This is a genomic window from Pseudomonas danubii, from assembly GCF_042980055.1.
GTDB lineage: Bacteria > Pseudomonadota > Gammaproteobacteria > Pseudomonadales > Pseudomonadaceae > Aquipseudomonas > Aquipseudomonas danubii.
The window spans coordinates 2,953,892-2,976,026 of sequence record NZ_CP116502.1; the positions used below are offsets into that span (position 1 = coordinate 2,953,892).

Annotated in this window: 11 protein-coding genes; 4 read left to right on the top strand and 7 right to left on the bottom strand. The window is 62.2% G+C overall.

What is annotated here, in order from left to right; all coding sequences use genetic code 11:
• Window positions 1-7 precede the first annotated feature (7 nt).
• On the bottom strand, window positions 8-2,167 hold the full coding sequence (locus PFZ56_RS13720) for a type I secretion system permease/ATPase (RefSeq protein ID WP_102878820.1): 2,160 nt from the start codon (window positions 2,165-2,167) through the stop codon (window positions 8-10).
• Between the two features lie 18 nt (window positions 2,168-2,185).
• A complete protein-coding gene (locus PFZ56_RS13725; RefSeq protein WP_102861704.1) occupies window positions 2,186-3,562 on the bottom strand; it encodes a TolC family outer membrane protein in 1,377 nt (458 codons plus the stop codon).
• A 578-nt stretch (window positions 3,563-4,140) separates the two neighbouring features.
• On the opposite strand from PFZ56_RS13725, the gene PFZ56_RS13730 reads away from it, so the two are divergent.
• Window positions 4,141-13,470 (top strand): retention module-containing protein, encoded by a 9,330-nt coding sequence (locus tag PFZ56_RS13730; RefSeq protein WP_394304639.1) that lies wholly within the window; start codon window positions 4,141-4,143, stop codon window positions 13,468-13,470.
• 52 nt (window positions 13,471-13,522) lie between these two features.
• Here PFZ56_RS13730 and PFZ56_RS13735 read toward each other — a convergent pair whose 3' ends face one another.
• Together PFZ56_RS13735 and PFZ56_RS13740 are read right to left on the bottom strand one after the other, a co-directional pair.
• On the bottom strand, window positions 13,523-13,918 hold the full coding sequence (locus tag PFZ56_RS13735; protein WP_102864085.1) for a YbaN family protein: 396 nt from the start codon (window positions 13,916-13,918) through the stop codon (window positions 13,523-13,525).
• Between the two features lie 10 nt (window positions 13,919-13,928).
• A complete protein-coding gene (locus PFZ56_RS13740; protein WP_102864084.1) occupies window positions 13,929-14,516 on the bottom strand; it encodes a YecA family protein in 588 nt (195 codons plus the stop codon).
• Window positions 14,517-14,790: 274 nt separating this feature from the next.
• Between PFZ56_RS13740 and recQ the strand changes: the two genes are divergently transcribed.
• On the top strand, window positions 14,791-16,917 hold the full coding sequence (recQ, locus tag PFZ56_RS13745) for a DNA helicase RecQ (RefSeq protein WP_102878823.1): 2,127 nt from the start codon (window positions 14,791-14,793) through the stop codon (window positions 16,915-16,917).
• Window positions 16,918-17,036: 119 nt separating this feature from the next.
• Complete coding sequence (locus tag PFZ56_RS13750) at window positions 17,037-17,471, top strand: MarR family transcriptional regulator (RefSeq protein WP_102864082.1); 435 nt, start codon at window positions 17,037-17,039, stop codon at window positions 17,469-17,471.
• Window positions 17,472-17,567: 96 nt separating this feature from the next.
• On the opposite strand, the gene PFZ56_RS13755 is transcribed toward PFZ56_RS13750, so the two are convergent.
• Window positions 17,568-19,757: a patatin-like phospholipase family protein gene (locus PFZ56_RS13755; protein WP_102864081.1), complete on the bottom strand. Its 2,190-nt coding sequence runs from the start codon at window positions 19,755-19,757 to the stop codon at window positions 17,568-17,570.
• Window positions 19,758-19,829: 72 nt separating this feature from the next.
• On the opposite strand from PFZ56_RS13755, the gene PFZ56_RS13760 reads away from it, so the two are divergent.
• Window positions 19,830-20,117, top strand: a complete 288-nt coding sequence (locus tag PFZ56_RS13760) for a SelT/SelW/SelH family protein (RefSeq protein WP_102864080.1) — start codon at window positions 19,830-19,832, stop codon at window positions 20,115-20,117.
• Here the strand turns inward: PFZ56_RS13760 and PFZ56_RS13765 are convergent.
• Both PFZ56_RS13765 and PFZ56_RS13770 read right to left on the bottom strand, forming a co-directional pair.
• On the bottom strand, window positions 20,111-21,004 hold the full coding sequence (locus PFZ56_RS13765) for a DMT family transporter (protein ID WP_170001292.1): 894 nt from the start codon (window positions 21,002-21,004) through the stop codon (window positions 20,111-20,113). The two genes, PFZ56_RS13760 and PFZ56_RS13765, sit on opposite strands and share 7 nt — an antisense overlap.
• Before the next feature lie 229 nt (window positions 21,005-21,233).
• Window positions 21,234-22,043, bottom strand: coding sequence for an AraC family transcriptional regulator (locus PFZ56_RS13770; RefSeq protein ID WP_170001291.1), 810 nt, complete (start codon window positions 22,041-22,043; stop codon window positions 21,234-21,236).
• Window positions 22,044-22,135 lie beyond the last annotated feature (92 nt).

The window sequence follows — 22,135 nt, forward strand, 5'->3', positions numbered from 1 at the left end:
GGCACTCCTAGACGGCTGCAGAGCCAACACGGCCCTTGCGCAGTGCATCGATAACCGCGTCTTTCGGTCCGTCGGCGACAATCCGTCCTTCGTCCAGAACCACCAGGCGGTCCACCAGGCTGAGCATCGAAGTGCGGTGGGTCACCAGCAGCAGAGTCTTGCCCTGGACCTTGGCGTGCAGGCGCTGACGTAGTGCGTCTTCGCTGCTGTTGTCCATGGCGCTGGTGGGTTCGTCCAGCAGCAGGATCGGCGGGTCCAGCAGCAGGGCACGGGCCAGCAGCACGGCTTGGCGCTGGCCGCCGGACAGCAGTTGCCCACGTTCACCCACCGGTCGGTCGAAGCCTTGGGGGTGGGCGCGGGCCAGTTCGGTGACCCCGGTGAGCTCGGCGACTTCGAGCATTCGGGCATCGCTGATGTAGCGCGCGCCCAGGGTCAGGTTGTCCCGCAGGCTGCCGGCCAGCAGCGGCAGGTCATGGGCGACGTAGCCGATCTGTTGACGCAGGTCGGCCACGTCCAGTTGTCGCAGATCCAGGCCGTCCAGCAGCAGTTGGCCTTCCTCCGGGGCGAGAAAGCCCATTAACAGCCGGGCCAGGGTACTTTTCCCCGAGCCGCTGCGGCCGATGATGCCGACCCGCTCTCCGGGCTTGAGGCTGAAACTGATGTTGTTCAGCGCCGGGGTGCTTTGCCCGGGGTAGCGAAAGCTCACTCGGCTGACTTCCAGGGCGCCGTGCAACTGGGTGCGCTCCAGAGGCCGCTGACGGGCATCGCGTTCCTGGGGCAGGGCCATCAAGGCGTCGGTGCTGCGCATGGTCAACTGCGCCTGTTGGTAGCGGGTGATCAGCCCGGCGATCTGTCCCAATGGCGCCAGGACTCGACTTCCGAGCATATAGGTGGCCACCAGGGCGCCGACGCTGAGGTTGCCGGCGATGATGCTGTAGACCCCGGCGACGATGGTGGCCATGCCGGACAACTGCTGAATGAACAGGGTGCCGTTGGTGGCCAGGGCCGAGAGGTTGCGGGCGTGGCTGTCGAGGCGGGTCAGGGCGCCGTGGGTGCTTTCCCACTTGTGCTGGCGTTCGCTTTCGGCGCTGCAGGCCTTGAGGGTTTCCAGGCCGCCGAGGGTCTCGATCAACAGCGCCTGACGTTCGGCGCCCAGGGCCAGGCTTTTTTGCACGGTGTCCCGCAGGCGCACCTGGATCAGCATGGCGAAGACGATAGTGATGGGGAACGCGAGTATCGGGATCACCACCAGCCAGCCCCCGAGCAGGCCGATCACCACCAGCATCAGCAGGGCGAAGGGCAGATCGATCAGGCTGGTCAGGGTCACGGCCGTCAGAAACTCCCGCAGGCCCTGGAAGTCGTGGATGCTTTGGGCAAAGCCGCCGATGGTGGCTGGTCGGGCCTTCATGTTCATGCCGGTGATGCGTTCGAACAGGGTGGCGGAGAGGATCACGTCGGTCTTTTTCCCGGCCTGGTCCAGCAGGTGGGCCCGTACCACCCGCAACACCAGCTCGAACCCGGTGCCCAGCAGCAGGCCCAGGGTCAGCACCCAGAGGGTCGAGGTGGCCTGGTTGGGCACCACCCGATCGTAGGTCTGCATCACGAACAGCGGCACCATCAGGCCCAGCAGGTTGATCAGGAGGCTGGCGAGAATGGCGTCGCTGTAGAGCCAGCGCGAGAGCTTCAGGGTGTCGCGAAACCAGGCGTCGACCCTGGGCACCAGGGGGCTGCGCAGGTCTTCGAGTTCATGGCGGGGGCGTGCGAACAGGGCCTGGCCGCTGTATTCCCGGGCCAGTTCCTCGCGGCTCACCCACTGCTCGCCACCTTCGGCCTCGCTGGGCAGGATCAGGGCCTGGCCATCCTCGCCCCAGCGCCTGAGCACTGCGCAACGACCGCCTTGGAGGATCAGCAGCACCGGCAGGTTGAGAGCGGATATCGCCCCCAGTTCCCGGCGCAGCAGGCGAGCCTGAAGGCTGGCCCGGGCCGCGGCCCGGGGCAGCAGGTCGAGGCTCAGGCGTTGCTTGTCCAGGGGCAGGCCTGCGCTGAGGCTGCCCCGGCTGACGTTGCAGCCGTGGAGTCGGCACAGGATCAGTAATCCGTCCAACAGCGGGTCATCGAAGCTGGCACGCGGATCGGCGTGCGGGCTCCCGGGTTCGAGGCTGGTCAAATTGAGTCCTCCACGGGACTACTTCATTTCCGGCAGGCGCGCCTCGCTTTTCACTTCGCTTTGGGCGATGGCTTCGGCCGGTACCACGACTTTTTCCTTGCTCAGCAGTTCGCCCATGTTGGCCAGTACCCGGTACATGGAGAACTCTTCGGTGTAGCGCACTTCGGTGTAGCGGCGGTTGGCGTTGTACAGCTCGTTTTCACTGTCCAGAACGTCGAGCAGGGTGCGTTGGCCGAGGCCGAACTGGTCCTGATAAGCGGCCCGCACTCGGGTGGTGGTTTCCGCATATTCCCGGGCGGTGGGGGTCTGTTTCTTGGCGTTGAGCATGGCGTTCCAGGCCAGGGTGATGTTTTCGTTGAGCATGCGCAGGGCGTTGTTGCGGATGTCCATGGCCTGGTTGATCTTGTGCGCGTTGGACTGCAGGCGGGCCTTGTCACTGCCGCCGCGGAACAGGTTGTAGTTCATGATCACCCCGACCCGCCATTCGTTGTCGTGGCCCAGGTCGCCCTGCACATTGTCGTTGGCGTTGACTGCGGCCTCGGCGTCGAAGCGTGGATAGAAGGGCGACTTGGCCACTTCGTACTGACTCTCCGCCGCCTGGATGTCAGCCTGGGCGGACTTCAGGTAGGGGTTGTTCAGCAGCATGCTCTGCTTGGCGTCGTTGAGGTTCTGCGGGATTTCGCCGCGGATCGACGGCAGGCTTTCCAGCTCGTCGGGCAAGCGTCCGACTGCGCTGTAGAAGTTGGCCTCGGCATCGGCCAGGTCGACCTGAGCGGTGTCGTAGTTGTTCTCCGCCAGGGCACGCCGGGCCTTGGACTGGTCGAGGTCGGCGGTACTGCCCACGCCTTGCTGGCTGCGCAGGCCGATCTGGTCGTTGACCCGCAGGTGGGCCTGCAGGTTGTTCTTGGCCAGGGTCAAGAGTTCACGGCGCTTGAGCACCTCCAGGTACACCTCGATGGTGCGCAGGGCGAGGCTTTCGGCGGTGCCGCGGGTGAAGTAGGCCCGGGAGTTGACCACCGACTGGGTGCGGCCCACTTCATTGGCCGTGTTGAAGCCGTCGAAGAGCATCTGCCGCAGGCGCAGTTCCGACTGGGTGTAATTCAGGGTCTCGGTGTTGTGGTTGCCGGTGCCGCGTGCCACCCCGTAGCCGCGGGTGGTGCTGTTGTCGCTGTAGCCGCGGCCATAGCCGGCATTGAGGTCCAGGCTGGGATAGAAGCCACCCTTGGCCACCTTCACATCCTCGTCGGCAGACAGCCGGTTGTTCTGGCTGGCGCGAAGTTCAGGGTGGTTGTCCAGAGTGCTCTGGATCGCTTCAGTCAAAGACATGGCCTGAGCCGGGCTGACGCAGATTGAGGCCAAAAGAATTGCACCGCTGAGGGGGGTGAAAACGCGCATGGGTGTCTCTCCCTGATCCAGTGAAACAGTGTTTTCGTCAAAAATATGACTAAAAAATTGAGACTTAACCGTCTCATCTTGTTTACAACAGAGCTAAGAACATCCAGAAGGATAGCTAAGAAAAAAAATTCATAAGTTTTATGCCAAAAAAAACTTATGCATGTTTGTCAAAGCAAGACATTGTTCCAATCGCAGGCCCGGAATTTTCAGGCGTTGAGGCATTTTCTGAAATTTCTGGGGACGTTCAAATTTCAGGTAGTTCAGGGCGGGGAAGTGGTTACAAGGAAGAAGGTACGGAACAGGATATGGCGGCATTTTTTTGGCGATTTCGCCTTTTGACCTGTTTCGCACAATGTAGTTGGTGAGCGATCCGAAGGCACGGATGAGGCTGTTTTGTCCGGCGCCCTGCGGTATCAGCCGTCCGACTGGTAGCAAGGGAGGGCGGGACATCAAGACTGGCGCGCTTCGCCATGGGGGCGGAGCGGCCAGACACAGGGTCTGTTCAACCACGGGTTAACGCTGTCTGCGCTGCCGCTAGCAAGCGGATGCCGATTGTTCTCGGTATCGGAGGAGTGCACATGGCAACGTTAATCGGCATTGTGACCAAGGTGATCGGGCAGGTTTACGCGGTAGGCGCGGATGGCGCCCGTCGTCTCCTGGTGGAAGGGGACCGGCTGTTTGTCGGTGAGCAGTTGGTCACTGGAGCCGAAGGTGCGGTGGCAGTGCATCTGCAAAATGGCCAGGATCTGACCCTGGGCCGTGACAGCAGCCAGCAACTGACGGCGCAGTTGCTTGACCAGCAGGCCACTCAGGTCGATACCCCGCAAGTGCTGGCACCCAGCGATGCGCAACTGAGCGATGTCGAACAACTGCAACAAGCCATTGCCGCCGGTGATGACCCAACCCAAACCGCGGAAGCCACTGCGGCGGGCCCCACCGGTACCGGTGGCGCGCCGGGTGCCGAGGGCGGCGGTCACAGCTTTGTTCTGCTGGAAGAAGTCGGGGGCCGGGTCGAGCCAGTGATCGGCTTTCCGACTGCGGGCTTCAATGGCATCCCCGAATTTGTCCCTGAGCGCATCGACGGCCTGCTTCCGATCAATGGTGCAACCCCCAACAACCCGGTGAGCCTGAGTGGGCTTGCGGTGGAGGGCGGTGAACTCACGGTCAATGAAGCCAACCTGGAGCAGGGCTCGGCAAGCAACTCGGCGGCCCTGACCCAGAGTGGCACTTTCACAGTCTCGGCCCCGGATGGGCTGTTCAGTCTGAATGTCGGTGGCATCAATGTGGTCAGCGGCGGCGTGGCGGCGGCTTTTCCACAATCCATCGCCACCGGCCTGGGCAATACCCTGACCATCACCGGCTTCAACGCGGCCACCGGGGTGGTCAGCTACAGCTACACCCTCAATGGCAATGATCTGCACTCCGCGGCGGATGGCACCAACAGTCTGAGCGAGCAGTTCAGCGTGGTTGCCATCGACAGCAATGGCGACTCGGCCAGCAACACCCTTGACGTCAATATCACCGACGATGTGCCGACGGCAGTCAATGACAACAACGCAGGCACCGCCTCGGAAAGCCAACTGACCCTGAGCGGCAATGTGCTGACCAATGATGTGCAGGGCGCTGATCGGGTGGCGGCCGGACCTGTTACCGCCGGCACCTTCAATGGCACCTTCGGCACCCTGGTGCTGGCGGCGGACGGTAGTTACACCTATAGCGTGAACACCAGCGATCCGGCCTTCCTGGCGCTCAAGGGCGGCGGCAGCGGCACTGAAACCTTCGCCTATACCCTGACTGATTCCGATGGCGACGCCAGCACCGCCAACCTGGTGCTGCAGGTGAACAACAATGACGATCCGGTGCTGCTGCGAGGCTTGGAGGTCGAGGGAGGCGAGCTCACTGTCTATGAGAAGAACCTGACCACCGGCAGCGGCCCGGATACCCCGGCCCTGACCCAGAGCGGCACCTTCACGGTGACCGCCCTGGACGGCCTGCAAACCTTGACTGTCGGCGGTATCACCGTGGTCAGCGGCGGCGTACCGGCGGGCTTTCCGCAAAGCGTCACCACTGGCCTGGGCAATACCCTGACCATCACCGGTTTCAACCTGGCCAGCGGCGAGGTCAGCTACAGCTACACCCTCAATGGCAACGATGCCCATCCGAACGCCAATGGCGCCAATAGCCTTGGCGAGCAGTTCAATGTAGTGGCCACTGACGTGGATGGCAGCAGTGCCAGCGCCTCACTGGATGTGAACGTGGTGGACGACCTGCCCACGGCGGTCAACGACAGCAATCCCGGGACCGCTTCGGAAAGCCTGTTGAGCCTGACTGGCAATGTGCTGGGCAACGACGTACAGGGCGCCGACCGGGTCGCTTCCGGGCCGATCACGGCCGGCACCTTCACCGGAACCTACGGCACCCTGGTGCTGGCAGCGGATGGTTCGTACACCTATACCTTGCATCCCACCGACCCTGCGTTCCTCGCGCTGGGCGGGGGCGGCAATGCTACCGACACCTTCACCTACACCCTGACCGACGCCGATGGCGACCCCAGTATGGCCAATCTGGTGCTGCAGGTGCACAACAATGACGACCCGTTGACCTTGAACGGCCTGGAGGTCAATGGTGGCGAACTCACTGTTTACGAGAAGAACCTGACCACTGGCAGCGGCCCGGATACTCCGGCGTTGACCCAGAGCGGCACTTTTACTGTAACGGCCCTTGATGGTCTGCAGAGCCTGAACGTGGGCGGCATCAGCGTGATCAGCGGCGGGGTGGTGGCGGGTTTTCCGCAATCCATCGCCACCGGCCTGGGCAACACCTTGACCGTCACCGGTTATGACGCAGGCACCGGGGTAGTCAGCTACAGCTATACCCTCAATGGCAACGATGCCCATCCGACGGCCAATGGCGTCAATAGCCTCAGCGAGCATTTCAGTGTGCTGGCCACTGATGTGGACGGCAGCACCGCCAGCGGCTCTCTGGACGTCAACGTGGTGGATGACCTGCCGACTGCTGTCAACGACAGCAATCCGACTACTGCCTCGGAGAGCCAGCTGACCCTGACGGGCAACGTGCTAACCAACGACACTCAAGGGGCAGACCGAGTGCCCAGCGGGCCGGTGACAGCCGGAACCTTTACGGGCACCTACGGCACCCTGGTGCTCAATGCCAACGGTTCCTACACCTACACGTTGAACACTGCGGATGCCGACTTCAAAGCCCTGCGCGGCAATGGCAACGGCACAGAAACCTTCGCTTACACCGTCACTGACTCCGATGGCGACCCGAGCACAGCGAACCTGGTGCTGCAGATCCATAACAACGACGATCCGGTGACCTTGAACGGCCTTAACGTCAACGGTGGCGAGTTGACGGTCTATGAGAAAAACCTCAGCGACGGCAGCAGCCCGGATACCCCTGCGTTGACTCAGAGCGGCACGTTTACCGTGACCGCGCTGGACGGCCTGCAAACCCTGACTGTGGGCGGCATCAATGTGGTCAGCGGCGGTGTGGCTGCGGGCTTCCCGCAAAGCGTCACCACCGCCTTGGGCAACACCCTGACGATCACTGGCTACAACGCCGGTACCGGAGTCATCAGCTACAGCTACACCTTGCTGGACAACGAGGCCCACCCGAGCGCCAACGGTGCCAACGGCCTCAGCGAACAGTTCAATGTGGTGGCTACGGATGTGGATGGCAGCAGTGCCACCGGAACTCTGGATGTGAACGTGGTGGACGACCTGCCGACTGCGGTCAATGACAGCAATCCGACTACTGCCTCGGAGAGCCAGCTGACCCTGACGGGCAACGTGCTAACCAACGACACTCAAGGGGCAGACCGAGTGCCCAGCGGGCCGGTGACAGCCGGAACCTTTACGGGCACCTACGGCACCCTGGTGCTCAATGCCAACGGTTCCTACACCTACACGCTGAATACTGCGGATGCCGACTTCAAAGCCCTGCGCGGCAATGGCAACGGCACAGAAACCTTCGCCTATACCGTCACCGACTCCGATGGCGACCCCAGCACAGCGAACCTGGTGCTGCAGATCCATAACAACGATGACCCGGTGACCTTGAACGGCCTTAACGTCAACGGTGGCGAGTTGACGGTCTATGAGAAAAACCTCAGCGATGGCAGCAGCCCGGATACCCCTGCGTTGACCCAGAGCGGCACGTTTACCGTGACCGCGCTGGACGGCCTGCAAACCCTGACCGTGGGCGGCATCAATGTGGTCAGCGGCGGTGTGGCTGCGGGCTTCCCGCAAAGCGTCACCACCGCCTTGGGCAACACCCTGACGATCACTGGCTACAACGCCGGTACCGGAGTCATCAGCTACAGCTACACCTTGCTGGACAACGAGGCCCACCCGAGCGCCAACGGTGCCAACGGCCTCAGCGAACAGTTCAATGTGGTGGCTACGGATGTGGATGGCAGCAGTGCCACCGGAACTCTGGATGTGAACGTGGTGGACGACCTGCCGACTGCGGTCAATGACAGCAATCCGACTACTGCCTCGGAGAGCCAGCTGACCCTGACGGGCAACGTGCTAACCAACGACACTCAAGGGGCAGACCGAGTGCCCAGCGGGCCGGTGACAGCCGGAACCTTTACGGGCACCTACGGCACCCTGGTGCTCAATGCCAACGGTTCCTACACCTACACGCTGAATACTGCGGATGCCGACTTCAAAGCCCTGCGCGGCAATGGCAACGGCACAGAAACCTTCGCCTATACCGTCACCGACTCCGATGGCGACCCCAGCACAGCGAACCTGGTGCTGCAGATCCATAACAACGATGACCCGGTGACCTTGAACGGCCTTAACGTCAACGGTGGCGAGTTGACGGTCTATGAGAAAAACCTCAGCGATGGCAGCAGCCCGGATACCCCTGCGTTGACCCAGAGCGGCACGTTTACCGTGACCGCGCTGGACGGCCTGCAAACCCTGACCGTGGGCGGCATCAATGTGGTCAGCGGCGGTGTGGCTGCGGGCTTCCCGCAAAGCGTCACCACCGCCTTGGGCAACACCCTGACGATCACTGGCTACAACGCCGGTACCGGAGTCATCAGCTACAGCTACACCTTGCTGGACAACGAGGCCCACCCGAGCGCCAACGGTGCCAACGGCCTCAGCGAACAGTTCAATGTGGTGGCTACGGATGTGGATGGCAGCAGTGCCACCGGGACCCTGGATGTGAACGTGGTGGACGACCTGCCGACTGCGGTCAACGACAGCAATCCGACCACTGCCTCGGAGAGCCAACTGACCCTGACGGGCAACGTGTTGACCAACGACACTCAAGGGGCAGACCGAGTGCCCAGCGGGCCGGTGACAGCCGGAACCTTTACTGGCACCTACGGCACCCTGGTGCTCAATGCCAACGGTTCCTACACCTACACGTTGAACACTGCGGATGCCGACTTCAAAGCCCTGCGCGGCAATGGCAACGGCACAGAGACCTTCGCCTATACCGTCACTGACTCCGATGGCGACCCCAGCACAGCGAACCTGGTGCTGCAGATTCATAACAACGACGATCCGGTGACCTTGAACGGCCTTAACGTCAACGGTGGCGAGTTGACGGTCTATGAGAAAAACCTCAGCGATGGCAGCAGCCCGGATACCCCTGCGTTGACCCAGAGCGGCACGTTTACCGTGACCGCGCTGGACGGCCTGCAAACCCTGACCGTGGGCGGCATCAATGTGGTCAGCGGCGGTGTGGCTGCGGGCTTCCCGCAAAGCGTCACCACCGCCTTGGGCAACACCCTGACGATCACTGGCTACAACGCCGGTACCGGAGTCATCAGCTACAGCTACACCTTGCTGGACAACGAGGCCCACCCGAGCGCCAACGGTGCCAACGGCCTCAGCGAACAGTTCAATGTGGTGGCTACGGATGTGGATGGCAGCAGTGCCACCGGGACCCTGGATGTGAACGTGGTGGACGACCTGCCGACTGCGGTCAACGACAGCAATCCGACCACTGCCTCGGAGAGCCAACTGACCCTGACGGGCAACGTGTTGACCAACGACACTCAAGGGGCAGACCGAGTGCCCAGCGGGCCGGTGACAGCCGGAACCTTTACTGGCACCTACGGCACCCTGGTGCTCAATGCCAACGGTTCCTACACCTACACGTTGAACACTGCGGATGCCGACTTCAAAGCCCTGCGCGGCAATGGCAACGGCACAGAGACCTTCGCCTATACCGTCACTGACTCCGATGGCGACCCCAGCACAGCGAACCTGGTGCTGCAGATTCATAACAACGACGATCCGGTGACCTTGAACGGCCTTAACGTCAACGGTGGCGAGTTGACGGTCTATGAGAAAAACCTCAGCGATGGCAGCAGCCCGGATACCCCTGCGTTGACCCAGAGCGGCACGTTTACCGTGACCGCGCTGGACGGCCTGCAAACCCTGACCGTGGGCGGCATCAATGTGGTCAGCGGCGGTGTGGCTGCGGGCTTCCCGCAAAGCGTCACCACCGCCTTGGGCAACACCCTGACCATCACTGGCTACAACGCCGGCACCGGAGTCATCAGCTACAGCTACACCTTGCTGGATAACGAGGCCCATCCAACGGCGCTGGGTGCCAATAGCATTGCTGAACAATTCAATGTGGTGGCCACCGATGGCGACGGCAGTACCGCGTCCGGGGTGATAGACGTCAACATCGTCGATGACCTGCCCGGCGCCGTGGCGGATACGGCCAGCGGCACGGAAGGCGCCACCATCAATGTCAGTGTGCTGGGCAATGATGTGCTGGGCGCCGATGGTGCAGCCGTTGGTGGCGCGGTGGTCGGCGTGCGCGCCGGCAGCAATACCGCCACCTCGGCCATCGGCGGGCTGGGCAGCAGCATTGCCGGCACCTACGGCACCCTGACCCTGGATGCCGCCGGCAACGCGGTGTACCACAGCAATCCGAACTCGGTGAGCCCGCCCGGGGCCAGTGATGTCTTCACCTACACCATCCGCGACAGAGATGGTGATGAGAGCACCACCACCCTGACCATCAATGTCACTGACAGCGGCCTCAAGGCAGTGACCGATCAGGACGTCACTGTCTATGAAAAGGCCCTGGACCTGAATAAGGATGGTCAGGACCTGGCTGCTGGCACCGTGGCTGGTAGCGATCCGGGCTCCACCGCGGAAACCGCCAGCGGTACCTTGGTGGGCTCGGTCACCGGCGGCTCTGGAGCTATCACCTTCAGTCTGGTGGGCAGTGCCACGGGCAGCTACGGGCAGATTCTGCTCAACCCCAATGGCACCTACACCTACACCCTGACCTCGGCGCCGAAAACCACCCCCAACGCCAACGATGGCGCCAATACCTTGAGTGAGAGCTTCACCTACAAGGCCACCGATGCCCTGGGCAACAGCACCACCGGCAGCATCCTGGTGAGCATTGTCGATGATGTGCCCAAGGCAGTGGCCAGCGAGCGTTCGGTCACGGCGGTGGAGGTGGACTCCAACCTGCTGCTGGTGATCGACGTGTCGGGCAGCATGGCTGATCCTTCAGGTGTTTCCGGGCTGACGCGGCTGGGCCTGGCCAAGCAGGCCATCAGCGCCTTGCTCGACAAGTACGACAACATGGGCGATGTCAAAGTCCAGCTCGTCACTTTCAGCAGCTCCGCTACCGCCCAGACTCCGGTTTGGGTAGACGTGGCCACGGCCAAGGCAATTGTCGCCACGCTGGTGGCAGGAGGCGGGACCAACTACGACGCGGCGGTGGCGGCGGCGAAGCTGGCCTTTGTCACCAGTGGCCAGCTCAGTGGCGCGCAGAATGTCGGCTACTTCTTCTCCGACGGCGCACCGACCTCGGGTCAGGAAATCGGCACCGCAGACGAGACGGCCTGGAGAGCCTTCCTCGATGCCAATGGCATCAAGAACTATGCGATCGGCCTGGGCAGCGGGGTCAGCAATGGCAACCTCGATCCACTGGCCTATGACGGCAGTACTCACGTCAACACCAATGCGGTGGTGGTCACCGACCTGAACCAGCTCAATTCGGTGCTGGCCGGTACGGTGCAAGGCTCTCCGGTCACCGGCAGCTTGCTGGGGGATGGCGGCAGCTTTGGTGCCGACGGCGGGTTCATCAAGTCGATCGTGGTGGATGGCGGAACCTACACCTACGACCCCAAAGGCAACAGCAACCAGGGCTCGCTGACCTTCAGCGGCACCACCAACAACGGTACCTTCAATACCGTCAACAACAGCATCAGCATTGCCACCAGCAATGGCGGTACCCTGGTGGTGAACCTCGATACCGGGGACTTCAGCTACAGCTCGCAAAAGGTCACAAACGCCGTAATCACCGAAACCTTTGGCTATACGGTGAGCGACAACGACGGTGACCTGGCGAGCTCGACTCTGGTGGTCAAGGTCAATCCCAATGCGTCTCCGGTCGCCGGGGATGACCACATCATCACCAACGTATTGTCCAGCAGTGTGGCGATTCCCGAGGATGCACTGCTGGCCAACGACAGTGACGTCAATGGTGATCCTCTGAATGCGGCGCCCACCACTTTCAACACCGGCTGGGCGGCCAAGGGCGCGGCGTTCACGGCGGCGAGTCAGCAGACCATCGGCTTTGCCGGGAATGGCAACAATGCCGCCAACCAGGCCATTACCATCGATCGCGCCTCGTTCAATGCCAACGCCGCGACCATGACCGCGGTGGTGCTGGTCAGCGGTTACCTGGGAGCCGTCACTAACGCCAATGCCAACGATGAGGACGTGATCACCGTCAATCTCAAACAGGGGGAAACCCTGAATCTGAATCACAATCTGGCCGCCGGCCGCGTCTCCATGGAATACGCCTTTAACGGTGGAGCCTATACGGCGATCGCTGATGGCGGCACCTTCACGGCGGCGGCGGATGGGCCTTACCAGATCCATATCGTCAACATCACCAACACCAGCGGCAGCAACACCACGGCAGCGGAAAACTATCAGCTGACCATGACCGTGAATTACTCCGGGGCGCAGGACGTCACCCCGGATTACCACGGCACCTACACCGCCAGCGATGGTCACGGTGGCAGCGATGTGGCGGCGGTGAGCATCTCCTATCAGGATGGCAACACCCTGACCGGCACTTCCGGTGACGATGTGCTGGTGGCGGGCAGTGGTAACAACATCCTCAATGGCGGCGATGGCAACGATGTGCTCACCGCAGGCTCGGGCAACAACACCCTGAATGGTGGCAGCGGCAATGACCTGCTGTTCAGCGGGCCGGGCAACGATCTGCTGGATGGCGGTGCGGGTATCGATACCGCCAGTTACGCCCATGCCACGGCGGCGGTGACGGTCAACCTCGGCCTGGCGGGGGCGCAGAACACCCTGGGCGCGGGCACTGACACCCTGACCGGCATCGAGAACCTGGTGGGCTCCAACTACAACGACACCTTGACCGGCGATGGCAACGCCAACGTCATTACCGGCGGGCTGGGGAACGATGTGCTCAATGGCGGTGGTGGCGATGACCTGCTGATCGGCGGGATGGGCAACAACACCCTGACCGGAGGCGGCGGCAGCGATACCTTCCAGTGGCTGCAGGGCAACAATGGGCACGATGTGGTGACCGACTTTACGCCGGGCACCGACAAGCTGGACCTGTCGCAGTTGTTACAGGGAGAGAATGCGACTTCCGCTTCCCTGGATGACTACCTGCACTTCAAGGTCACTGGCAGTGGCGCAACCCTGGTCACCAGCATCGATGTCAGCGCGGTGGCAGGGGCGACGCCGACCCAGACCATTGACTTGGCGGGGGTCGACCTGGCCAGCCATTACGGAGTCACGCCAGGGGCGGGCGGGGTGATTGCCGGAGGGGCGGACACGGCCACCATCATCAACGGCATGCTCAACGATCACTCGTTGAAGGTGGATACCGTCTGATGGTTGTCACGGTCCTTGAGGCCGCTGCCCAGGCAGCGGCTGCTGGGGCTGCTCAAGGGCGCCGCAAGGTTTTCTGGCGCAGGATGTAAATGCTGACCAGCACCGCGCTGGTCAGCATGAAACCTCGTGCCCAGGGCAGTGGCACCAGGTAGCACGAGAGCCCAATGCTCAGCCACATCAGGCCGATCGCATACACCTTGCCCTTGAGCGGAATGCCATTGCCATCCAGGTAGTCGCGGATCCACGGACCCAGGCGCGGGTGTTGCACCAGCCATTGGTAGAAGCGTGGAGAGCTACGGGCGAAACAGGCGGCCGCCAGCAGTAGAAAAGGGGTGGTGGGCAATACCGGAAGGAAGATGCCGAGTACCCCCAGCGCTACGCTCAGCCAGCCGATGGCCAGCAGAACGTAACGCAATACCAGGGGGCGTTGGCCTATGGGCTTGGCCATAGGCGCCGACTCAGTGGTGGCGAGGCTTGAGCAGCGCCGGTTTTTCGTCGGGTGCGTTGCACAGCAGGTACAGCGCGGTAAGTGCTTCGGGGATCTGCACGATCATGTCGTCCATCAGGTTGGCATCGCTGGCGATGTCGGAGAATTCCGGCTGCTCGTCGAACAGGCCGGAACCCACCATGATCGGCAGCAGCATCTCGCTGACTTCTTCCTCTGCGGTTTCGAACCAGGCTGCTTCACGCAGGAACACGCCTTCCATGAAACCGATGCACCAGCCGCGCAGGTCGGAGTCGTCCGGGTCGTCGCCCAGATCGAGTTCGCAAGGCAGCTCGAACTCTTCATCGGAAGCCAGTTGGCGCGCGATGTGCGCCTTGAGGGCCAGCAGCGTGGATTCGATGGCTTCGCGCTCGGCATCGTCGCTGTAATGCGGCTCCTCGGCGAACAAGGCGTCGATCCATTCACGGTCGGGAACGCTTTCCGAGCAGATCGACAGCGCGGTCAGGTAGCCGTGAGCGGCCACGTAGTCCAGCGCCTCGTCGTGCAGATCATCTGCGTCGAGGAAGACTTGCAGGCGGGTTAGTTGCTCAGCGAAGGACATTGACGGCTACCTTGGGGAATAAACGATGCTGAATTCTAGGCTTTCTTGAGCGCTCAAGCCAGCCACGGGGCAGATTTGAGCGGTTCTAAAGGTTACCAGCGGTCCATTGTCGGCGCCCTCTGCCGGGAAGGGCTCGGGTATACTCGCGCGTTTTGTGATGCCCTGCAGGCCCGACGGCAAGTGCGGACAAGTCCGCTAACGCATTTGTCGGTGAACCACGCCGACTTTTCGGCCAGTCTGCATCCAGGGAAATCGGCGATTTTTGGAGTTTTTCATGCTCGAACAGGCTCAACGCGTCCTCAAGGACATCTTCGGCTACGACAGTTTCCGTGGTCGCCAAGGTGCGATCATTGAGCGCGTTGCCAGCGGCGGCGATGCCTTGGTACTGATGCCCACCGGCGGTGGCAAGTCGCTGTGCTTCCAGGTTCCGGCCCTGCTTCGCGAAGGCCTGGCGGTGGTGGTCTCGCCTTTGATCGCGTTGATGGACGATCAGGTGGCCACCCTTGAGGAACTCGGTGTTGCGGCCGCCGCCTTGAACTCGACCTTGAGCGCCGAGCAGCAGCGTGACCTGGCGGCGCGTATTCGTCGCGGCGAGGTGAAAATGCTCTACCTGGCACCGGAGCGCCTGGTTCAGCCACGTATGCTGGCGTTCCTGCAGAACCTCGATATTGCTCTGTTCGCCATTGACGAAGCTCACTGCGTGTCCCAGTGGGGGCATGACTTCCGTCCTGAATACCTGCAGTTGGGGCAGTTGGCGGAAATGTTCCCGAACGTGCCGCGCATTGCCCTGACCGCCACCGCCGACAAGCGTACCCGGGAAGAGATCGTCAATCGCCTGCACTTGCAGGACGCCGAGCGTTTTCTTTCCAGCTTCGACCGACCGAACATCTTCTATCGCATCGTGCCCAAGGAACAGCCGCGCAAGCAGTTGCAGGCTTTCCTCAACGAGCGGCGCAGCGATGCCGGGATCGTCTATTGCCTGTCGCGCAAGAAGGTTGACGAAGTGGCGGCCTTCCTCTGTGAACAGGGCTTTACCGCGCTGCCGTATCACGCTGGCCTGCCCAACGAGTTGCGCGCCTATCACCAGAAACGCTTCCTCAATGAGGAAGGCCTGATCATGGTGGCAACCATTGCCTTCGGCATGGGCATCGACAAACCCAACGTGCGGTTTGTGGCCCACATGGACCTGCCCAAGTCCCTGGAGGCGTACTACCAGGAGACCGGTCGTGCCGGCCGTGACGGCCTGCCGGCGGACGCCTGGATGGCCTACGGACTGCAAGATGTGCTGATGCTCAAGCAGATGCTGCAGAACTCCGAAGGCGACGAACGCCACAAGCGTCTTGAACAGCACAAGCTCGATGCGATGCTGGCCCTGTGCGAGGAAACCCGCTGCCGGCGCCAGACATTGCTGGCCTATTTCGATGAGGACATGCCCCAGCCTTGTGGCCATTGCGACAATTGCGTCGATGGCGTGCAAACCTGGGACGCCACCGAGCCGGCGCGCCAGGCACTGTCGGCCATCTATCGCACTGGTCAGCGTTATGGTGTCGGTCACTTGGTGGACGTGTTGCTGGGCAAGGACACCGAAAAGGTCCGCAGCTTCGGTCATCAGCACTTGTCGGTGTTCGGGGTCGGCAAGGCCCGTAGCGAAGGCGAATGGCGCTCTCTGTTCCGCCAACTGGTGGCTCGCGGGCTGGCGGACATCGACCTTGAAGGTTATGGCGGTCTGCGTCTGAGCGACACGTGCCGGCCCTTGCTCAAGGGCGAGGTAACCCTGGAGCTGCGACGCGATCTCAAGCCGCAAAGCACTCCCAAGAGCAGCACCAGCCAGGCCAGCCAACTGGTACGTGGCGAGGAGCGCGAGCAATGGGAGGCGCTGCGAGCCCTGCGGCGCAAGCTGGCGGAAGAACATGGGGTGCCGCCCTATGTCATTTTCCCCGACTCAACCTTGTTGGAGATGCTTCGCAGCCAGCCCGGCTCCATGGCGGAAATGGCCGAGGTCAGTGGTGTCGGTGCGCGCAAGCTGGAGCGTTATGGCGCAGCGTTCCTCGAAGTGCTGGGGGGCGGTGTCGAGGCGCCGAAGGTGGTCGCCGATATCCGCCACGAGCTGATTACCCTGGCCCGTGCCGGGATGACCCCGGTGCAGATCGCCGGGCAGCTGCAGTGCACGGAAAAGAACGTCTACACCTTGCTGGCTGAAGCCATTGGCAAGCAGCAACTGTCCCTGGAGCAGGCGCTGGATCTTCCAGAAGACTTGCTGGGTGAAATCCAGGACGCTTTCCTCGACGGTGAGGGCGAACTGCCGCCCGTGGTCGAGATCAGCCAAGTGTTTGCCGGACGAGTCCCCGAAGGTGTTTTGTACTGCGTGCGTGCCGCGCTGCAGTCGGAGTTTGAAATGTGAAGGGGTGCGTCAATGTTGTAACGATTCAGTCCCTTAGAGGCCTTGCCTCCTGGCAAGTGTCATGCTTAGCTGACTAATAATTAGTTTTTCTTTATTTTCAGTCTGATCATGAGTGTTTTATGCCGTTAACCGATGAACACCGTTTTGGTATGCAGCTGGCGCATATGTCTCGCGGCTGGCGTGCCGAACTGGACCGCCGCCTGGCCGGGCTTGGCCTGTCCCAGGCCCGCTGGCTGGTGCTGCTGCACCTGGCCCGTTTTGAAGACGCGCCAACCCAGCGTGAGCTGGCGCAAAGCGTTGGCGTAGAAGGGCCAACCCTGGCTCGGCTGCTGGATAGCCTGGAAACCCAGGGCCTGGTCCAGCGCCAATCGGTGGTGGAAGATCGCCGGGCGAAGAAGATCGTCCTCTGTCCTTCCGCGCGGCCCTTGATCGAGCAGATCGAGACCATCGCCACTGCCTTGCGCCATGAATTGTTCATTGGCGTCGACGACGAAGACCTGCGGGTCTGCATGCGCGTTCATGGGCGCATCCTGGCTAATCTGGAAAAATCCTGATGCCTTCAGCCGGGGTTGCCTGACCCCGGTTCGTCCTATTTTCGCTTCCCTTGAATCCTGCTGATTGCGCCGTCCGGTGCTGCATTTGTGCGCCTGTCAGAAGGTTTGGCCAAGGTTCAGCGACAGGGCCTTCTGGTTGTCGTCGTTGAAGCCGTAGCTGAAGTTCAATGGGCCCAGCGGGGTGTCGAAGCCTAGGAAGATGCTCGCGGCATTGATATAGCCGCTGTCGAAGGCGTTGTCGTTGTTCCACACCCGCCCGCGTTCCAGTGAGCCGCCCAGGTAGAGCGGGAAATCCAGTGGCAGGTAGGAGCGTGGTGTGAGTCGGCGAAAGTACACGGCGCGGGCCAGGGTGATGTTCTGCCCGGACAGGGCATCCTGACGGAAGCCGGACAACTGTCGTGCGCCCCCCAGGAGGAAGCTGGAGGTCACGACATCGGCATTGTCCAGGGTTCGGCCATAGCGCCCTCCCAGTACGAAGGTATTGGGGCCGCTGCTCAAGGCCTTGTCGAGCTTGAATTCCCACTGGCGGTAGCGATTGTCCGAACCCAAGCTCGGTTCGAACTGGCGCAGGGTCAGGCCGATGTCTTCACCGGAGTGGGGGAAGTAGACGTTGTCCAGGGAGTCGAAGGAGTACTGCAGCTGGTAATAACCCTCATTGAAGTTCTCGCTGGGCAGGTCGTGATCGCCGATCCTCACATCGGCCTTGCCCCAGGCCTCGCCCACACCGAAACGCACTTCGCCGCTGTTGCCGATCTGCCGCCCCAGATTCAGGCCCAGGCCGTAGCGTTCCAGGCGGTATTCGGCGATCGGATCGTTATCCAGCACCGCCTCGACATTCTGCGCTTGGGCAGCGATAAACGGCGCAATGAAATAGCGTGAACCGGCATCCAAGGGTTGATAGAACTCGCTGTAGATTTCCTGTCGGTCGCCGATCTGCACCCGGGTCAGCCATTCTGCGCCGAGGCTGTTGATACCGTTCATGCGATAGCTGGCGCCGATGTTGAAGGCGCTGTCGCCGCGCATGTCATCGGACAGGTTCAGGCCCAGGCGCAAGTAGTCAGTGCCGCTGCGCTTGCCCCGCGCGCTGATCACCAGGGTGTTGTCCTGGCCTTTGTGCACCACGCGGTATTGCACCTGTTCGAAGAAGTCCAGGCCGTACAGGGTGCCCATGTCGGTTTCCAGGCGGCCCAGGTCCAGGGGTTCGCCGATGTGTTGGCGGATGTAGTAGCGAATGACCTCATCGCTAACCTTGGAGTCGTTCTCCACCTTGATTGCGCTGATGATCGGCGTGCGCTGGCTGGGCAGGCGCGCGGCGGCCAGTTGCGCATCCTGAGGCTGGGTCGCACGCAAGCGCGCCAGGCGGGCGTCGAGGATGCGGGTGGCGCGATAACCGGCGTCGATCACCTCCTGGGCTCGACCGAAGTCGGTGACGCCGAAGCTCGACAGCGACGGCTGGATCAGCACGTCGTCCTTGTGCAGCGTCGCCAATTGTTCCTCGGAATTGCGCCGGGTCATCAGGGTGATGGACTGGTTGAGCACGTCGACCACGGTGTTGAGTTGCTTGCGCGAGCGCAGCGGCGTGCCGATGTCCACCACAATGGCAATGTCGACCCCCATGTCCCGGGCGACGTCCAGGGGAATGTTGTCGGTCATGCCGCCGTCGACCAGTAGCCGGCCATCGAGCTCCACCGGCGCAAACACTGCCGGAATCGACATGCTGGCGCGGATCACCTGGGGCAGGTGGCCCTTGCGGAACACCACCTTTTCGCCGCTGGCGATGTCGGTGGCCACGGCCCGGAAGGGTATGGGCAGCTTGTCGAAATCCCGGGTATCGCTGGCGTGCGCCAGCTTGCTTTCCAGCAGTAACGCCAGGTTCTGGCCCTGGATCACCCCCAGTGGCAGGCCCAGGCTACCGTCGTCACGGAAGCTGAGTTTCTGTTTGACCAGGAAATCCCGATCGTCCTGCTTGCGCCGGAAGGGTACGTCTTCCCGGGGCGGAGCGTCGGACAGCGCTTGCCTCCAGTCGATGTTCAGGGCGAGTTTTTCCAGTTCGTCGATCTTGTAGCCCGAGGCATAGAGCCCGCCGATCACCGCGCCCATGCTGGTGCCGGCAATCGCGTCGATGCGGATGCCTTGCTCTTCCAGGGCCTTGAGTACGCCGATATGCGCCATGCCACGGGCAGCGCCTCCGGACAGCACCAGACCGATTTTCGGTCGCGGCGCTTCACTGGATTGAGCGAGCAGGGGCAGCAGGCAGAGGAACAGGCAGGACAGCAGGCGGCGCATCGTGGTTCTCGGGGACGGACGATAAAGCCGGCTATTATAGCGACGCCCTTGAACTCAGGAGTCTGCCGTACCATGACTGAACGTAAACCCGAAGTGGTCATCACCTATTGCACCCAATGCCAGTGGCTGTTGCGAGCCGCCTGGCTGGCCCAGGAGTTGCTGAGCACGTTCAGCGATGACTTGGGCAAAGTGTCTCTGGAGCCTGCTACCGGTGGCACGTTCCGCATTTCCTGCGATGGCGTGCAGATCTGGGAGCGCAAGGCCGATGGCGGTTTTCCCGAGGCCAAGGTACTCAAGCAACGGGTGCGCGACCAGATCGATCCGGAGCGCAACCTGGGCCACAACGATCGTACTCAGTGAGAGCCGGCTTCAGCCGTGGCTGCCTTGCTGCCTGAGCCTATCGACAGGCGACTTGAAACCACGATGGCAACGATGATCAAGGCCCCGCCCATCAGCATGCGCAGCGTCGGATTCTCGCCGAACAGCAGCCAGGCCACGGTAATCCCATAGACCGGCTCCAAGGCGAAGACCACTGCCGCGGTGCGTGCCTTGATCACTGCCAGGCTGGCGACAAACAGGCTGTGGGCCAGGCCGGTGCAGAAGATTCCCAGCAGACTGATCCACAGCCAGTCCATGGCCCGCACCTGGCCAAGCTCCGGTGCCGCCACCGGTAACAGGCATAGGGCTACCACCACGTTCTGGCAGAGGGCCGCCTGCACCGCAGGAATACGTCCGGAGCTGGCGCGGTTGTTCAGTGACAGCAGGGCGAACAGCAGGCCCGACCCCACAGCCCAGAGCAAACCGGTGGTGGCCTGGCTGGCCAGATCGAAGTCCGGGGTCACCAGCACCAGGCCGATGCTCACGAGGATCACCAGCAGAATCTCGTTAAAGCGGATTCGCTCGCGGAAGATCAGGCCTTCGAGAATCACCGTAAAGGCCGGGAAGCTGGCGAAGCCCAGGGTGGCAATGGCCACCCCGGCAACTTTTACCGCGACGAAGAAACTCACCCAGTGGCCGGCCAGCAGCAGGCCGCTGAGCAGCAGGCGCCGTCCATCGGTGGCGGCCAGTTTCTGCCAGGGGGTATTGCTGGCCAGCCGGGCAAAGACGCCCAGGGCGAGTACGGCAAAGGCTGCGCGGCCGAAGACGATGACCGCGGGCGAAGCGGCGGCGAGCTTACCGAATACACCGGTCAGGCCGAACATCAGGGCGCCGATATGCAGGGCGCCAAGGGCGGTACGCGGAGTCATCTCTATCCTTAGCCACAAGACGGGCAGTAATGGCCTTAGGTTTTGTACAAAAAGCCTTGATACTCGGTGATGCTGCGTCGAAAACGGTCTCGTGCGCGAGTCCGATCGGAATGCTCATTTACACCCCGTAAAGTCGAACGCGACCCCAGCCGTTCCTCGACCGTTTTCGCCTTGCCTGACCTTCGTCTCAACACTTTTCGTACAGAGCCTAGGCGGCAATGGGCTCAGTCTAGGGGCGGGCGATCTGTTGGTCTGTCGCGATCCTGGCGTTTTTTGTCGAGGGACTAGCGTCTGCTCCTTGGCGCAGTTGGCGCGGCGAGTGGCCGTACTGCCGCAGTATTGCTGCGGCAAAGGCACTCTGGGAGCTATAACCCACGCGGCTGGCGATTTCGCCCATGGGCAAGGCTGATCCGCGCAACAGTTCCAGGGCCATGTGCAGGCGCCGGCGTCGCACGTACTCCATGGGGCTGGCCCCGCACTCGGCGATGAACCGTGCGTGCAGACGGGCAGCGGACAGCCCGGCGATGCGGGCCAGGTCGGCCACCTGTAAGGGGTGGGCGGCGTGACGATCGATGTGGGCATTCAGGGCGGCATAGGGCAGGCGGCGCTCGCCAGGCTGGCTGTCGGCGCAATGGTTGAGGCTGGCCAGCAGCAGGACAGCGCCTTGTTGGGCAATCAAGGGGTCGTCGACCGGGCTGTCCGCAAGCCAGTTGACCAAGCGGCTCTGGCTCGGCCCCAAGACCTGATGTCGGGGCGCATCGAGCAAACGTCGGCTGGCCTCGGCATGTTCGCCCAAAGACTGTTGCACCCAGCGTTCACCGGGTATGTCCAACACCAGGCAATGGCTTCCGCTGGGGCTGCCGCAGACATGCTGGGCGCCGGCCGGCACCACCACGAAGCTCTGCTGTTGCACTTGGCTGCCCTGGCCTTCGACTTCGAACTGGAGCTGGCCACGCAGGCCGAACACCAGTTGCGCATGCTCGTGGCTATGGGCGATCAGGTCATGGGTGTAGTGGCGCAGGGTGAGAATAGATCCCATCACGGTCTCCTTGGCAGGCGGCCAGTGTACACCGGCGGTCGGAGGGCTCGCGTTGTCATCGCACTGCCGCATTTTTGTCATGGGCTATTAAT

Excerpts from the sequence above, each read along its gene's own strand:
- PFZ56_RS13755 (WP_102864081.1), bottom strand. The coding sequence starts at position 19,757 with ATGCGCCGCCTGCTGTCCTGCCTGTTCCTCTGCCTGCTGCCCCTGCTC.
- PFZ56_RS13740 (WP_102864084.1), bottom strand. The coding sequence starts at position 14,516 with ATGTCCTTCGCTGAGCAACTAACCCGCCTGCAAGTCTTCCTCGACGCA.
- PFZ56_RS13730 (WP_394304639.1), top strand. The coding sequence starts at position 4,141 with ATGGCAACGTTAATCGGCATTGTGACCAAGGTGATCGGGCAGGTTTAC.
- PFZ56_RS13735 (WP_102864085.1), bottom strand. The coding sequence starts at position 13,918 with ATGGCCAAGCCCATAGGCCAACGCCCCCTGGTATTGCGTTACGTTCTG.
- PFZ56_RS13765 (WP_170001292.1), bottom strand. The coding sequence starts at position 21,004 with ATGACTCCGCGTACCGCCCTTGGCGCCCTGCATATCGGCGCCCTGATG.
- recQ (WP_102878823.1), top strand. The coding sequence starts at position 14,791 with ATGCTCGAACAGGCTCAACGCGTCCTCAAGGACATCTTCGGCTACGAC.
- PFZ56_RS13750 (WP_102864082.1), top strand. The coding sequence starts at position 17,037 with ATGCCGTTAACCGATGAACACCGTTTTGGTATGCAGCTGGCGCATATG.
- PFZ56_RS13770 (WP_170001291.1), bottom strand. The coding sequence starts at position 22,043 with ATGGGATCTATTCTCACCCTGCGCCACTACACCCATGACCTGATCGCC.
- PFZ56_RS13760 (WP_102864080.1), top strand. The coding sequence starts at position 19,830 with ATGACTGAACGTAAACCCGAAGTGGTCATCACCTATTGCACCCAATGC.
- PFZ56_RS13725 (WP_102861704.1), bottom strand. The coding sequence starts at position 3,562 with ATGCGCGTTTTCACCCCCCTCAGCGGTGCAATTCTTTTGGCCTCAATC.